The sequence below is a fragment of the Tepidamorphus gemmatus genome (assembly GCF_004346195.1).
GTDB classification, from domain to species: Bacteria; Pseudomonadota; Alphaproteobacteria; order Rhizobiales; family Tepidamorphaceae; genus Tepidamorphus; species Tepidamorphus gemmatus.
This window is the reverse complement of sequence record NZ_SMAK01000003.1, coordinates 319079-332153: the sequence shown is the minus strand read 5'-3', so window position 1 is coordinate 332153 and position 13075 is coordinate 319079. Positions and strand designations below refer to the sequence as shown.

Annotated in this window: 16 protein-coding genes; 9 read left to right on the top strand and 7 right to left on the bottom strand. The window is 69.5% G+C overall.

The genetic code is table 11. From position 1 onward, the window contains the following. Positions 1 to 465 precede the first annotated feature (465 nt). The 3 genes from rpsT to mutM all read right to left on the bottom strand — a co-directional run bounded on the left by rpsT (position 466) and on the right by mutM (position 2620). Positions 466 to 732, bottom strand: coding sequence for a 30S ribosomal protein S20 (gene rpsT, locus EDC22_RS06975; protein ID WP_132805891.1), 267 nt, complete (start codon positions 730 to 732; stop codon positions 466 to 468). A gap of 162 nt (positions 733 to 894) precedes the next feature. Beyond that, positions 895 to 1668, bottom strand: coding sequence for an enoyl-CoA hydratase (locus EDC22_RS06970; protein ID WP_132805890.1), 774 nt, complete (start codon positions 1666 to 1668; stop codon positions 895 to 897). 70 nt (positions 1669 to 1738) lie between these two features. Then, complete coding sequence (mutM, locus tag EDC22_RS06965) at positions 1739 to 2620, bottom strand: bifunctional DNA-formamidopyrimidine glycosylase/DNA-(apurinic or apyrimidinic site) lyase (RefSeq protein ID WP_132805889.1); 882 nt, start codon at positions 2618 to 2620, stop codon at positions 1739 to 1741. Positions 2621 to 2731: 111 nt separating this feature from the next. Here mutM and ubiE point away from each other — a divergent pair, with 111 nt between their 5' ends. From ubiE to EDC22_RS06925, 8 genes are all read left to right on the top strand, one after another. Continuing rightward, the gene (gene ubiE / locus EDC22_RS06960) at positions 2732 to 3508 is read left to right on the top strand and encodes a bifunctional demethylmenaquinone methyltransferase/2-methoxy-6-polyprenyl-1,4-benzoquinol methylase UbiE (protein WP_132805888.1); all 777 of its coding nucleotides are present in this window, start codon (positions 2732 to 2734) and stop codon (positions 3506 to 3508) included. A gap of 5 nt (positions 3509 to 3513) precedes the next feature. After that, on the top strand, positions 3514 to 5082 hold the full coding sequence (ubiB, locus tag EDC22_RS06955) for a 2-polyprenylphenol 6-hydroxylase (RefSeq protein WP_132805887.1): 1569 nt from the start codon (positions 3514 to 3516) through the stop codon (positions 5080 to 5082). A 64-nt stretch (positions 5083 to 5146) separates the two neighbouring features. Beyond that, the gene (gene coaBC / locus EDC22_RS06950) at positions 5147 to 6361 is read left to right on the top strand and encodes a bifunctional phosphopantothenoylcysteine decarboxylase/phosphopantothenate--cysteine ligase CoaBC (protein WP_132805886.1); all 1215 of its coding nucleotides are present in this window, start codon (positions 5147 to 5149) and stop codon (positions 6359 to 6361) included. Further along, the gene (gene dut, locus EDC22_RS06945; protein WP_132805885.1) at positions 6358 to 6804 is read left to right on the top strand and encodes a dUTP diphosphatase; all 447 of its coding nucleotides are present in this window, start codon (positions 6358 to 6360) and stop codon (positions 6802 to 6804) included. The genes coaBC and dut overlap by 4 nt, the downstream gene beginning before the upstream one ends. 5 nt (positions 6805 to 6809) lie before the next feature. Continuing rightward, positions 6810 to 7100, top strand: a complete 291-nt coding sequence (locus EDC22_RS06940) for an alpha/beta hydrolase fold domain-containing protein (RefSeq protein ID WP_132805884.1) — start codon at positions 6810 to 6812, stop codon at positions 7098 to 7100. Between the two features lie 104 nt (positions 7101 to 7204). Then, on the top strand, positions 7205 to 8188 hold the full coding sequence (gene cysK, locus EDC22_RS06935) for a cysteine synthase A (protein WP_132805883.1): 984 nt from the start codon (positions 7205 to 7207) through the stop codon (positions 8186 to 8188). Between the two features lie 108 nt (positions 8189 to 8296). Then, positions 8297 to 9037 (top strand): DUF2259 domain-containing protein, encoded by a 741-nt coding sequence (locus tag EDC22_RS06930; protein WP_165926818.1) that lies wholly within the window; start codon positions 8297 to 8299, stop codon positions 9035 to 9037. Positions 9038 to 9093: 56 nt separating this feature from the next. Continuing rightward, on the top strand, positions 9094 to 9852 hold the full coding sequence (locus EDC22_RS06925; RefSeq protein WP_132805881.1) for a molybdopterin-synthase adenylyltransferase MoeB: 759 nt from the start codon (positions 9094 to 9096) through the stop codon (positions 9850 to 9852). A gap of 3 nt (positions 9853 to 9855) precedes the next feature. Here EDC22_RS06925 and EDC22_RS06920 read toward each other — a convergent pair whose 3' ends face one another. The 3 genes from EDC22_RS06920 to EDC22_RS06910 all read right to left on the bottom strand — a co-directional run bounded on the left by EDC22_RS06920 (position 9856) and on the right by EDC22_RS06910 (position 11547). Beyond that, positions 9856 to 10158, bottom strand: coding sequence for a TM2 domain-containing protein (locus EDC22_RS06920; RefSeq protein ID WP_132805880.1), 303 nt, complete (start codon positions 10156 to 10158; stop codon positions 9856 to 9858). Between the two features lie 181 nt (positions 10159 to 10339). Beyond that, the gene (locus EDC22_RS17915) at positions 10340 to 10564 is read right to left on the bottom strand and encodes a DUF2254 domain-containing protein (protein ID WP_165926817.1); all 225 of its coding nucleotides are present in this window, start codon (positions 10562 to 10564) and stop codon (positions 10340 to 10342) included. Beyond that, positions 10561 to 11547: a 2-hydroxyacid dehydrogenase gene (locus EDC22_RS06910; RefSeq protein WP_132805879.1), complete on the bottom strand. Its 987-nt coding sequence runs from the start codon at positions 11545 to 11547 to the stop codon at positions 10561 to 10563. Before EDC22_RS06910 ends, EDC22_RS17915 begins: the two co-directional genes overlap by 4 nt. 206 nt (positions 11548 to 11753) lie before the next feature. Between EDC22_RS06910 and EDC22_RS06905 the strand changes: the two genes are divergently transcribed. After that, on the top strand, positions 11754 to 12302 hold the full coding sequence (locus EDC22_RS06905; protein WP_132805878.1) for an SH3 domain-containing protein: 549 nt from the start codon (positions 11754 to 11756) through the stop codon (positions 12300 to 12302). A gap of 172 nt (positions 12303 to 12474) precedes the next feature. Here EDC22_RS06905 and irrA read toward each other — a convergent pair whose 3' ends face one another. Continuing rightward, a complete protein-coding gene (gene irrA, locus EDC22_RS06900) occupies positions 12475 to 12939 on the bottom strand; it encodes an iron response transcriptional regulator IrrA (protein WP_132805877.1) in 465 nt (154 codons plus the stop codon). Positions 12940 to 13075: the final 136 nt, after the last annotated feature.

The following is a 13075-nucleotide window of genomic DNA, read 5'->3' as shown; positions in this document are numbered from 1 at the left end:
GACAAACCGTCCCCGCCGCTTGGAAACCAAGCCTTCTACTCTTTCGATTACATTGAGATCATCGGGCGATCCCCAATGGTCGGAAGATACACACCGGCTCGGGGAGAGGCAACCGACTCGTCCAGCCCCACCGGCGTGCCGGTACCGGCATTGCACCGGCACCCTTACGGCAGCTTTTCGAGCGGCCTCGCCAACCGCCTGAGGAGTCAATGGAAACCGGCAGCCTTGAGGGTGACGTCAACCCAGTGCACCCAGTGCGCTATTCGACATTTCCGTGACGCGCAAGACGGGCGCGTGCGGCCCCGTTTGCGAGCCATTTCCGCGTCGTGTTGCCAAGCCCTTGATTCAGCGGCAGATTGGTTGAGAAGTTCGGATTCCGGCACGGCCGGCTGCTGCCGTGCAGGTTGCGGCAACGAAAAAGGCCCGGCGGAGCCGGGCCCTTCGGTAACCGATCCTGCGGCTTCTTCAGGCTTGCATCGACTTCACGCGCGCCGCCAGGCGCGACACCTTGCGCGAAGCGGTGTTGGCATGCAGGACACCCTTCTGGGCGGCGCGGATCAGTTCCGGCTCGGCGGCACGCAACGCCTCGCGGGCCTTCGTCTGATCGCCGGAGGCAATCGCTTCCTCGACCTTCCGGACGAAGGTACGGACGCGGCTCTTGCGCGCCTTGTTGACGGCGGTGCGCCGGGCGATCTTGCGGGCCGCCTTCTTGGCCGACGGGGTGTTCGCCATGAACAGGTCTCCGGGACATTCACCGGCCGATCGAAGCGCCGGCCGACGGAAAATACCAAAAGCGGCGAACTCGAAGGTCCGCCGCGGGTCGCGGACATATAGACGCAAGCGCGTCGCGGCGTCAACAGCGGGCCGCCGCTCGCGATGGCCGACCGCCGCCGCTCAGCGATGCCTGAACACGGCGGGGCGCTTTTCGATGAAGGCCTGCATTCCCTCCTTCTGGTCCTCGGTCGAGAACATCGAGTGGAACACGCGCCGCTCGAAGCGGATCCCTTCGGCGAGCGTCGTCTCGTAGGCGCGGTTGACCGCCTCCTTGGTCAGCATGACCGCGGGCAGCGACAGCGAGGCGATCTTCTCGGCCGCCGCAACCGCCTCCTCGATCAGCTTGTCGGCCGGCACGACACGGCTCACCAGGCCGGACCTCTCGGCCTCGGCGGCGTCCATCATCCGTCCGGTCAGGCACAGGTCCATCGCCTTGGACTTGCCGACCAAGCGAGTCAGGCGCTGCGTGCCGCCGGCGCCCGGCAGGACGCCGAGCAGGATTTCCGGCTGGCCGAACTTGGCGGTGTCGGCGGCGATGATGAAATCGCACATCATGGCGAGCTCGCAGCCGCCACCCAGCGCATAACCCGCCACCGCCGCGATCACCGGCTTGCGAACCCGTGAGACCCGCTCCCAGGAGGTGATGAAGTCCTCCAGATAGGCGCTCATGTAGGTCTTCGACTGCATCTCCTTGATGTCGGCGCCGGCGGCGAAGGCCTTTTCCGAGCCGGTGATGACGATGGCGCGGATCTCGGCATCGGCCTCGAAGCCGTCCAGCGCAGTCGACAGTTCGGTCATCAACGCGGAGTTCAGCGCGTTGAGCGCCTTCGGGCGGTTGAGGGTGATCAGCGCCACCGCACCGCGCGTCTCCACCAGGATGTTCTCGTAAGCCATGTCCTCTCCCCGTGACGTCAAGTCGATGATCGCAGGCTAGCGCTACAGGAGCCCCGCCGTCGGGGCAAGCTCAGCGCTGGCAGCGCGGACAGAGGAAGGTCGAGCGGCCGGACTGGACGATGCGCGTCACGGTGCCACGGCAGCCGGGCGTCGGACACGGCGCGCCTTCGCGGTCGTAGACCCGGAAGGCGTGCTGGAAATAGCCGAGCGAGCCGTCGGCGCGGACATGGTCGCGCAGCGACGAGCCGCCCGCCTCGATCGCCTCGCCGATCACCGCGCGGATGGCTTCGACCAGCCGGACCGCGCGCATGTTCGGCCGGCCGGCCGGCGTCGCCAACGTCCCCGCCGCGCGCAGCGGCGACAGCCGCGCCCGGTGCAGCGCCTCGCACACATAGATGTTGCCGAGGCCGGCGACGATGCGCTGGTCGAGCAGCGCCGCCTTCAGCGGCATCGTCCGACCGGCGAGCCGTGCGGCCAGATACGCCGCGTCGAAGGCGTTGCCGACCGGTTCGGCGCCGAGCCCGGCAAACATCGGATGCGTTGCGATGCCGGCCCGCGGCACCAGCAGCATGAAGCCGAACCGGCGCGGATCGTTGTAGGTGACGGTGGCACCACCCGACAGCACGAACTCCACGTGATCGTGGGCGGCAATCTTCGAGCGCGGATGATGGAAGTCGCCGGGCAGCGCCGCCTTGCCCGGCTGCGAGACGCGGAACGAGCCGGACATGCCGAGATGCATGACCAGCACCATGCCATCGTCGAGATCGGCGAGGAGATATTTCGCGCGCCGTCCCAGGCCGGTCACCGTGCGTCCGCCGAGACGTTCGGCGAAGCGCTCGGGCAAGGGAAAGCGCAGATCCGGCCGTCGCGCCACGACCCGTTCGAGCCGCGCATTCTCCATGGCGGGAGCGAGACCGCGGCGCACCGTCTCGACTTCGGGAAGTTCCGGCAAGGCTCGTCCGTGACGCTTCGACCCGTGCGGCTTGGATGCGGCGGCGGCAGGCCGGCCGCGAACGGGCTGCAACGATAGCGCGGCCGGGGGGCTTGCGCTATGGTCGCCGCCATGACGCGCGAGAGTTCCGGGGCGGACGACGCCCGCGACACCCATTTCGGTTTCCGCTCGGTCCCGGAGGCCGAGAAGCAGGGCCATGTCGACGCGGTGTTCGACCGCGTGGCGCGCCGCTATGACCTGATGAACGACCTGATGTCGGGCGGCCTTCACCGACTGTGGAAGGATGCCCTGATCGCCTGGCTGGCGCCGCCGAAGACTGGCGCCGGCTGGTCGGTGCTGGATGTCGCCGGTGGCACCGGCGACATCGCCCTGCGCATCGCCGAGGCCGCGCCGGCCGCCGAGATCACCGTTCTCGACATCAATCCGAACATGCTCGACGTCGGCGAGGCACGGGCTCGCAAGCGCGGGCTCGCCGGGCGGCTGACCTTCGTCGAGGGCAACGCCGAGGAGATCGGGCTCCCCGACCAGGCGTTCGACGCCTACACCATCGCCTTCGGCATCCGCAACGTCACCCACATCGACCGCGCGCTCGCCGAGGCGTACCGGGTGCTGCGCCCGGGCGGCCGGTTCCTGTGCCTGGAGTTCTCGCCGGTCGACATGCCGATGCTCGACCGCATCTATGACCTGTATTCCTTCAACGTGATCCCGGCGATGGGCCGTCTCGTCGCCGGCGACGCCGAACCCTACCGCTATCTGGTCGAATCGATTCGCCGTTTCCCCGACCGCGAAACCTTCGCCGGCATGATCGAGGCGGCGGGGTTCTCCCGCGTCTCCTACAGATGCCTGAGCGGCGGCATCGCCGTGCTGCATTCGGGCTGGCGGATCTGACATCCATGCTCCGGTCGGTCGCCCATCTCGCCCGGCTGGCGCATGCCGGCTTGATCCTGTGCCGGGAGCACGCCCTCGACAGGGTCGATCCGACCGATCTGCCAGCCGGGCCGGCGTCGGCGATCCGCCTCGGCCAGTTCCTCGGCCGCGTGATCGGCCGCCGCGACCGGCGCGAGGCGCGGCTGGCCGCTGCCTTCACCCGGCTCGGCCCGAGCTGGATCAAGCTCGGCCAGTTCCTCGCCACCCGCCGCGACGTCGTCGGCGACGAGATGGCCGCCGATCTCGCCAGCCTGCAGGATCGGCTGCCGCCCTTCTCCGACACGATCGCGCGCCAGGCGATCGAGGCGGCGCTCGGCCGGCCGGTCGACGAGGTCTTCGATACGCTCGGACCACCCGTCGCCGCCGCCTCCATCGCCCAGGTGCACAAGGCCACCGCCGAGGGTCGCGAGCTGGCGGTCAAGGTGCTCCGGCCCGGCATCGAGCAGCGCTTCCGGCGCGATCTGGAGACCTTCTTCTTCGCGGCGCGGCTGATCGAGCGGGTCGATCCGCAGGCCAGGCGCCTGCGACCGGTCGACGCAGTGGCGACCCTGGCGCGCTCCGTCGCCATCGAGATGGACCTGCGGCTCGAGGCCGCCGCGATCTCGGAGATGACCGAGAACACGGCCGGGGACGAGGGCTTCCGCATCCCGCGGGTCGACTGGAACCGCTCGGCGAAACGGGTTCTGACGCTCGAATGGGTCGAGGGGACTCCGATCGCCGACCGGGCGGCGCTCGAGGCCGCCGGCCACGACCTGAAGCGCCTCGGGGCGCTGGTCATCCAGTCGTTCCTGCGACAGGCGCTGCGCGACGGCTTCTTTCACGCCGACATGCACCAGGGCAACCTGTTCGTCGACGCGCACGGCAATGTCGTCGCCGTCGACTTCGGCATCATGGGTCGGCTTGGCGCCAAGGAGCGGCGGTTCCTGGCAGAGATCCTGTGGGGGTTCATCCGGCGCGACTACCGCCGGACGGCGGAGGTGCATTTCGAGGCTGGCTACGTGCCCGACACCCACACCGTGGAGGAATTTGCCCAGGCGCTGCGTGCCATCGGCGAACCGCTGCGCGACAAGACGGCGCGGGAGATCTCGATGGCGCGACTGCTGTCGCAGCTGTTCGAGGTCACCGAACTGTTCGACATGCGCACCCGGCCGGAACTGCTACTGCTGCAGAAGACGATGGTGGTGGTCGAGGGCGTGGCGCGCCATCTCGACCCAGAGCTCGACATGTGGACGACGGCCGAGCCGGTCGTCGGCGAATGGATCCGGCGCCATCTCGGACCGCAGGGGGCCCTGTCGTCGGCCGCTGAAGGCGCGGCAAGTCTCGGCCGGCTGCTCTTCACCGCGCCGGACCTGCTGGCGCGCGGCGAGCGGATCGCCGCCGGCCTCGCCGACATGGCCCGCGACGGCTTCCACCTCGACGATGCCAGCGTGCGCGCGATCGCCCGCGCCGAGGCGCGCCGCACCCGGTCCGGGCGCATCGCCCTGTGGATCGGGGCGCTGGCGCTGGTGGCGATTGCCGCGGCGATGTGGTCATGAGCGACGGTTGGCTGTCGGCCCGATGAGCGGATACGATCGGACGGCACGGGCAAGCGGATTGGTCATGACGCGAATCCTTCTCATCGTCGGCGGCGGCATCGCCGCCTACAAGTGCCTCGAGCTCATCCGGCGGGCGCGCGAGGCCGGCCTCTCGGTCCGCGTCGTGATGAGCGAGGCAGCCACCCGTTTCGTGACGCCGCTGTCCTTTGCCAGCCTGTCGGGCGGAAAGGTTTACACCGACCTGTTCTCACTGACCGACGAGGCCGAGATCGGCCACATCCGGCTGTCGCGCGAGGCCGACCTGGTGGTGGTGGCCCCGGCGACCGCCGACCTGATGGCAAAGATGGCGAACGGCATCGCCGACAGTCTCGCAACCGCCGTGCTGCTCGCCACCGACAAGCCGGTGCTGATGGCGCCCGCCATGAACCCGCGCATGTGGAGCCATCCCGCCACCCAGCGCAATGTGGCGCGGCTCAGGCAGGACGGGATCGCCGTCGTCGGCCCCAATGCCGGCGAGATGGCCGAGGCGAACGAGGCGGGCGAGGGCCGCATGGCCGAGCCGGCGGAGATCCTCGCAGCAATCCGGCAGAGGCTCGCGGCGTCGGCGGCGTCGGCGGTGCTCGCCGGCATCCGCATGCTGGTCACCTCGGGGCCGACGCACGAGCCAATCGACCCGGTGCGTTATCTCGCCAACCGCTCCTCCGGCAAGCAGGGCCACGCGATCGCCGCGGCGGCGGCCGCCGCCGGCGCAGATGTGACGCTGGTATCAGGACCCGTCTCGCTTCCCGATCCGCCGGGGGTTCGCACCGTCCATGTCGAGACCGCCCGACAGATGCTCGCCGCCGTCGAGGAGCGGCTGCCGGTCGACGTCGCGGTCTGCGCGGCCGCGGTCGCCGACTGGCGGCCCGAGGCCGAGGGCAGCCAGAAGCTGAAGAAGGACGGCAGCGGCGCGATACCGCAGCTGCGGCTGACCGAGAACCCCGACATCCTGCAAACTCTGTCGCAGCATCATACGCTGCGCCCGCGCCTCGTCGTCGGCTTCGCCGCCGAGACCGAGACCGTCATCGAGCACGCGAGGGCGAAGCTTGCCCGCAAGGGCTGCGACCTCATCGTGGCCAATGACGTGTCGGCGGCGAGCGGCGTGATGGGCGGCGACCGCAACCGCGTCCATCTGGTCTCGCCGGAAGGCGTCGAGACATGGGCGGAGATGGCCAAGACCGAGGTCGCCAGCCGCCTTGTCGCGCATATCGGCGAGCGGCTGAAGGCAGCCGCCCGATGAGCGTGACGATCCGCGTGCTGCGGCTCGCGCATGGCGCCGACATGCCGCTGCCGGACTACGGGACGGCCGGCGCCGCCGGGCTCGATCTCCGGGCGGCGGTCGAAACGCCGCTGATGCTCGGACCGGGCGAACGGACGCTGGTGCCGACCGGGCTCATCGTCGAGATTCCGGAGGGCTTCGAGGGGCAGGTCAGACCGCGCTCGGGGCTTGCCGCGAGGCACGGCGTGACGGTGCTCAATGCGCCCGGCACCATCGACAGCGACTACCGTGGCGAGGTGAAGGTGATCCTCGTCAATCACGGCGACGCGCCAATCAGCATCGGCCGCGGCGACCGCATCGCCCAGCTTGTCGTCGCGCCGGTGTCCCGGGTCCGGCTGATCGAAGTCGACGCGCTCGGCAGCAGCATCCGCGGTGCAGGCGGATTCGGATCGACGGGGCGCTGAACCTGATGTGGCTCACCGGATTCCGATCGAAAGACCACCGGACGCCTGCCATTGCCAGCCCTGGCCGCGCCGATCCGACCGGCTGTCCGCCGGCTCTGATCGACAGAGGACGCCGGGGTCCGGTGATCGACGACAATGGGAGCTTCGCCGCCAGGCTGCAGGCCGCGGGAAACAGGGTCAGGCACGTCGGCTGCGCGGGAAGGCCGCACGCCGGCCGGGTCTTCCGCGACGTCGTGCCGCAGCGCGACGCGGCGGTCGCCGCCGTCGCCGCCGTCCCGAAGCGCACCGTCGGATAGGCCGGCGCAACGACCTCGCTGGCGCCCGCAGCGCGCCCTAGTTCTGTCCGCGGCAGACCGAAAGGCCCGGGGGCAGCCCCTGCCGACCACGAAGGAGACAAGAGATGAGCAACCCGCCCGACCACCGCTTCCAGCCGCCCGCCAAACCCGGACGCGGCCGCATCTACGCCGCGATCACCGACACGATCGGCGACACGCCGCTGGTGCGGATGGACCGGCTGGCGGCGAAGGCCGGCGTCGGGGCGCGGCTCGTTGCCAAGCTCGAGTTCTTCAACCCGATCGCCAGCGTCAAGGACCGCATCGGCGTCTCGATGATCGACGCGATGGAGGCCGCCGGCACCATCCGGCCCGGCTCGGTGCTCATCGAGCCGACATCGGGCAATACCGGCATCGCGCTCGCTTTCGTCGCCGCGGCGCGCGGCTACCGGCTGATCCTGGTGATGCCCGAGACGATGTCGATCGAGCGGCGGAAGATGCTGGCGCTGCTCGGCGCCGAGCTGGTGCTCACCGACGGCGCGAAGGGCATGAAGGGCGCGATCGCCAGGGCCCAGGAACTGCTCGCGGAGATCCCCGGCGCGGTGATGCCGCAGCAGTTCCAGAACCCCGCCAATCCGGAGATTCACCGCAAGACCACTGCCGAAGAGATCTGGAACGACACGGGCGGCGATGTCGACGTGTTCGTGTCCGGGGTCGGCACCGGCGGCACCGTGACCGGCGTCGGGCAGGTGCTGAAGGGCCGCAAGCCGGAGCTGCACGTGGTCGCGGTCGAGCCGGCGGCAAGCCCGGTACTGTCGGGCGGCGAACCCGGGCCGCACAAGATCCAGGGCATCGGCGCGGGCTTCGTGCCGGGCATCCTAGACCGCTCTGTGATCGACGAAGTGGTCCAGGTGACCAACGAGGAGGCGTTCGAGACGGCGCGCGAGGTGGCGCGGGTCGAGGGTATTCCAGTCGGGATATCCTCCGGCGCCGCCGTCGCCGCCGCGATCCGGGTCGGACAGCGGCCGGAATGGGCCGGAAAGCAGATCGTCGTGATCATCCCCTCCTTCGCCGAGCGCTACCTGTCGACCGCCTTGTTCGAGGGCCTGTGATCGTGGCGAGGCGGCGTTAACCCTCGGGCAAGCGGCGCTTGGCGCGGCGCGGCACGGCGGCTATGCTCACGCCAGGGGACGCGGATGACTGCTGAGGAGAGGAACGCGATGCGTGCCTTTTCGTCCCTGGTTGCCGCCGGCTGGTTCGCGGCCCTGCTCGGTCTCGCGCAGGCGGCGGAGCTCGCCGACCACCGCAGTCTCGGGTTCACGCCGAACGGTGACACCTTCGCCTTCGAGGAATTCGGGGTGCATGATGGCTCGGGCTTTCCGTTCGCCAACATCTACGTCATCGACACGGCGACCGATTCCTGGGTGCCGGGCACGCCGTTCCGTGTCCTGATCGAGGATGAGGGCGTGCCGCTGGCGCAGGCGCGCCACCAGGCCCGCCAGGCGGCGGCGCCACTTGTCGGCAAGATCGCGCTGGAGGACCGCGCGCTGGTGCTGGCCTCGAGCCCGCTCGGCGAGTTCGAGGCCGATCCGGTATCGCTCGCCTTCGGTGTGCCGCTGCCGTCCGATGCGCTGGCCGAGCCGACGGCGCGCTACCGGGCACGCCTCGAGATCTTCCACGCCGAGACGCCGGGCATCGACTGCACCGGCATGATCGGCGAGCCGGCCAATGGCTTCCGCCTGCTGATCGAGAATCTCGACACCGGCAACGAGGCGATGCTGCACGAGGACCGGACGATCCCTGCCTCGCGCGGCTGCCCGATCACCTACAGGTTGAGCGAGGTGGTGGTGCCGGACGCCTGGCCGGTCGAGACGGCGGTCGTGCTCGTAAGCGTCATCGGTCTGGGCTTCGAGGGAGCCGGTCGGCGCTTCCTCGCGGTCGCGGGAGACCTGCCGGATTGAGTAGGACGTCCGCGGCAAGGCCGCGGCGTCGGAGAAACGCGGACACAGGCTGCTCCATGCTCGCCCCCATCAGTCTGACGGAAGTCGAAATCGAGCGCTACGCCCGGCACATCGTGCTTGCGGAGATCGGCGGACCGGGTCAGCAGCGGCTGAAGCGCGGCCGCGTGCTGGTCGTCGGCGCCGGCGGCCTCGGTTCCCCGGTGCTGCAATATCTCGCCGCGGCCGGGGTCGGCACGCTCGGCATCGTCGATGACGACGTGGTCTCGCTGTCGAACCTGCAGCGCCAGGTGATCCATGACTCCGATGCCGTCGGGATGGCCAAGGTGGCGAGCGCCGAGCGCTCGATCGAGCGGATCAACCCGCACGTCGCGGTCGAGTCCTACGCGCTGCGCCTGACCGCCGACAACGCGCCCGGGCTGGTGTGCGGCTACGACCTGGTGATCGACGGTTCCGACAACTTCGCGACGCGCTATGCGGTTGCCGACGCGTGCGCGGCCTGGCGGCGACCGCTGGTCAGCGGCGCGGTCGGCCGCTTCGACGGCTCGGTGACAACGCTGATGCCCTATGCGCAGGGGCCGGACGGCCGCCGCAACCCCTCCTACCGCGACATCTTTCCCGCGCCCCCGCCGGAGGGCCTGCTGCCGACCTGCGCGCAGGCCGGCATTCTCGGCGCGCTCACCGGCCTGATCGGCAGCGTGATGGCGCTGGAGGCGCTGAAGCTACTCACCGGAGTCGGCGAGCCGCTCATCGGCCGGCTGATGCTGTTCGACGCCCTGTCGATGCGGGTCGAGACGATCGGCTACGCGGCGCCCTGACGCCTACGACGCCAGCCGCCGGGCGACGCCAAGATTGTGGTCGCGGATCCAGCCGGGGATCAGGAAGGCGTCGATTACCCACCAGATCGCCCAGATCGCGATGAACACCCAGCCGATCAGGATCGGCGTGGTCAGCCAGCCGATGCCGTGCACCACGAGCTGCAGGAGACCGGACGGCACGCGGTCGGAATACATCCGGTGCGCCCCGAGGAAGCCCAGAAAGAACCAGAGGATATAGGCGAGCACCGGCGACTTCGACAGCGCGTCGTACTGCATCATCCGGGTGGCATCGCGCGGGTCGGTCATGGTTCGGGCTCCTCGCATCGGACAAGCGAAATGTGGGCAGGAAGGTTCCCGCGCAAGGTCGGTGTTCCGGCCGGACGGAGACTGCCTACCCGGGAAGGTGGCACACGGCCTCGATGCGGTTGCCGTCCGGATCGATGAGGAAGCCGCGAAGTAGGCTGGATGGTGCGGCCTAGGGGCACCCTCAGGCGCGCGCGCTGTCCGGATCGATCGATCGGCCGTATCCCAGCCGATCCGGCAGCAGCGGGTCGATGGCCCGGTCGAGCGGACCCGCCGCAACGGCCAGCAGCATGGCCACCAGACTCATGCTGGCGGGCAGGAACCAGTAGCTCTCGCGACTCCGGTCGAGGAGTCCGAGCAGACGGGCGCGGCCCGTGAACCCGTCGGGCTTCGGGGCGTGGCCGCTCACAGCATCGACGGCAGCACGCGGTCGGGCGGCCGGTGACCGTCGGCGAAGGTCTTGATGTTGATGATGACCTTCTCGCCCATGTCGATGCGGCCCTCGAGCGTCGCCGATCCCATGTGCGGCAGCAGCACCACCCGGTCGGATTTCGCCAGCTTCGGGTTCACCGAGGGTTCGTGCTCGAACACGTCGAGGCCGGCGCCGGCGAGTTCTCCCGCCTCCAGCATCCGCGCGAGGGCGTTCTCGTCGATCACCTCCCCGCGCGCGGTATTGACCACATAGGCCTCCGGCCTGAGCAGCTTCAGGCGGCGGGCGGACAGCAGGTGGTAGGTCGCCGGTGTGTGCGGGCAGTGGATCGAGATCACGTCCATGCGTGCCAGCATCTGGTCGAGCGAGTCCCAGTAGGTCGCCTCGAGCTCCTCCTCGACAGCGGCCGGGACGCGACGCCGGTTGTGATAGTGGACCTGCATGCCGAAGGCCCGCGCACGGCGCGCCACCGCCTGGCCGATCCGGCCCATCCCGATGATGCCGAGCCGCTTGCCGTTGATCCGCCGGCCGAGCATCCAGGTCGGCGACCAGCCCTTCCAGTCGCCTGCTTCCATGACGCGGATGCCCTCGGCAAGCCGACGCGGCACCGCAAGTATCAGCGCCATCGTCATGTCGGCGGTGTCCTCGGTGAGGACGCCGGGCGTGTTGGTGACGGTAATGCCGCGCCTGGTCGCGGTCTCCACGTCGATGTTGTCGACGCCATTGCCATAATTGGCGACGAGCTTCAGCTGCGGACCTGCCTGGCTCAGCACGGCGGCGTCGATGCGGTCGGTGACGGTCGGCACCAGCACGTCGGCCTCGCGCACCGCCTCGACCAGCTCGGACTGGCCCATCGGCGTGTCGGTGAGATTGAGCCGGGTGTCGAACAGTTCGCGCATGCGGGTCTCGACGACATCCGGCAGCTTGCGCGTGACGATGACGAGCGGACGCGGCTTGGGCATGCGCGGCTCTCTCCCCCTTCCGAAACACGGCGATTCATCGGCCGTTTACCCTGCCGATGGTAGCTGGCTGGTCCAACGGCGCGAGGAACCGGGACTTCCTAGCAGACAGCCCCGCAAACACAAAGCGCTACGGCACCGGTCCCGGTTGACAGCCGCGCCGGCGGGGGGTTTCTGGTGGCTGCCATGGCCCAGGCAACGGAACCGTGATGAGCCATCCCCGACCTCGCAGACGCAGCCCCGTGTCCGGGCCTGCGGCGCTGCTGCTGGCGCTCGGCTGGCTGCTGGCCGCGGCTGATTCGGCGCAGACGCAGACCCAGACGGGAGCCAGCGGCCTGCCGCTGCCGCGATTCGTGAGCCTGAAATCCGACCGCGTGAACCTGCGCGCCGGCCCGGCGCAGGACCACGAGGTCACCTGGATCTATACCCGCGCGGGACTCCCGGTCGAGATCACCGCCGAATTCGAGAATTGGCGCCGGATCCGCGACAGCGAAGGCACCGAGGGATGGGTGTTCCATTCGCTGCTGTCCGGCCGGCGCACCGCGCTGGTGGCGCCGTGGTCGAAGGAGCGCACCCTGCCGCTGAGGCGCGACCGCGGCGAGACCGCCAAGGTGGTGGCGCTGCTCGAGCCGGGGGTGCTGGTCGATGTGGCGGAATGCGACGGCGTGTACTGCCGGGTCAGCGTGGCCAACGTGCGCGGCTGGATGCCGCAGGAGCAGCTGTGGGGCGTCTACCCGGACGAGACGTTCAAGCAGTGAGCCAGTCGGCAGACAGCAAGCCGATGCGGCCGGCTGCCGCGCGAGGGAACACGTGGCGCGAGGAAGCAAGTCCGGGCGATTGCAGGCGACGTGGCAATCGGGTCTCCGTCAGTCCTTGCGACCAAGGACGGAGTCGAAGCGGATCATCGATGTCGCGGAACGGCAAACCGCCCTATCGACGCGGGCGGACGCGCACCACGACGTCGATATGGGTTATCTCCATGCCTTGCGGCGCCTCCGGCAGGCCGGTGACCGCGATCGAGGCACCCTCGATGTCGATCAGCCGCGACTGATCCTCGACGTAGAAATGATGGTGGTCGCGCGTGTTGGTGTCGAAATACGACTTGGCGCCGTCCACCGCGACCTCGCGCAGCAGGCCGGCGCGGGTGAACTGGTGGAGCGTGTTGTAGATCGTCGCCAGGGAGACCGGGACTTGCGCCCGAATCGCCTGCTCGTGCAGCATCTCGGCCGTCACGTGCCGGTCCCGCCCGTCAAACAGCAGCGAACCCAGCGACAGCCGCTGGCGCGTCGGGCGCAATCCGGCGCGCTTGAGCATCCTCGCGACGTCGGACGTGTCATTCGCGCGCCGGGCGTCGCCACCCGTCGCGCCGTCGCGAGCCGGCAGGTCCGTGGCCATCCGTCGATCCGCAACCCGTTGCAACCGCGACGAATATACGGCGGGCACCCCTCAACGGCAAGCGCTGCCGAGACGTCTGCTGGCATCTGCCCTGCAGGCGACTTTGCCCTGCAGGCGACGCGGCTCGTCACGGGGC

Bases quoted from the DNA above. Each gene is read 5' to 3' on its own strand.
- rpsT (WP_132805891.1), bottom strand. From the start codon at position 732: ATGGCGAACACCCCGTCGGCCAAGAAGGCGGCCCGCAAGATCGCCCGG.
- EDC22_RS06970 (WP_132805890.1), bottom strand. From the start codon at position 1,668: ATGGCTTACGAGAACATCCTGGTGGAGACGCGCGGTGCGGTGGCGCTG.
- ubiE (WP_132805888.1), top strand. From the start codon at position 2,732: ATGACGCGCGAGAGTTCCGGGGCGGACGACGCCCGCGACACCCATTTC.
- ubiB (WP_132805887.1), top strand. From the start codon at position 3,514: ATGCTCCGGTCGGTCGCCCATCTCGCCCGGCTGGCGCATGCCGGCTTG.
- coaBC (WP_132805886.1), top strand. From the start codon at position 5,147: ATGACGCGAATCCTTCTCATCGTCGGCGGCGGCATCGCCGCCTACAAG.
- dut (WP_132805885.1), top strand. From the start codon at position 6,358: ATGAGCGTGACGATCCGCGTGCTGCGGCTCGCGCATGGCGCCGACATG.
- EDC22_RS06940 (WP_132805884.1), top strand. From the start codon at position 6,810: ATGTGGCTCACCGGATTCCGATCGAAAGACCACCGGACGCCTGCCATT.
- cysK (WP_132805883.1), top strand. From the start codon at position 7,205: ATGAGCAACCCGCCCGACCACCGCTTCCAGCCGCCCGCCAAACCCGGA.
- EDC22_RS06930 (WP_165926818.1), top strand. From the start codon at position 8,297: ATGCGTGCCTTTTCGTCCCTGGTTGCCGCCGGCTGGTTCGCGGCCCTG.
- EDC22_RS06925 (WP_132805881.1), top strand. From the start codon at position 9,094: ATGCTCGCCCCCATCAGTCTGACGGAAGTCGAAATCGAGCGCTACGCC.
- EDC22_RS06920 (WP_132805880.1), bottom strand. From the start codon at position 10,158: ATGACCGACCCGCGCGATGCCACCCGGATGATGCAGTACGACGCGCTG.
- EDC22_RS06910 (WP_132805879.1), bottom strand. From the start codon at position 11,547: ATGCCCAAGCCGCGTCCGCTCGTCATCGTCACGCGCAAGCTGCCGGAT.
- EDC22_RS06905 (WP_132805878.1), top strand. From the start codon at position 11,754: ATGAGCCATCCCCGACCTCGCAGACGCAGCCCCGTGTCCGGGCCTGCG.
- irrA (WP_132805877.1), bottom strand. From the start codon at position 12,939: ATGGCCACGGACCTGCCGGCTCGCGACGGCGCGACGGGTGGCGACGCC.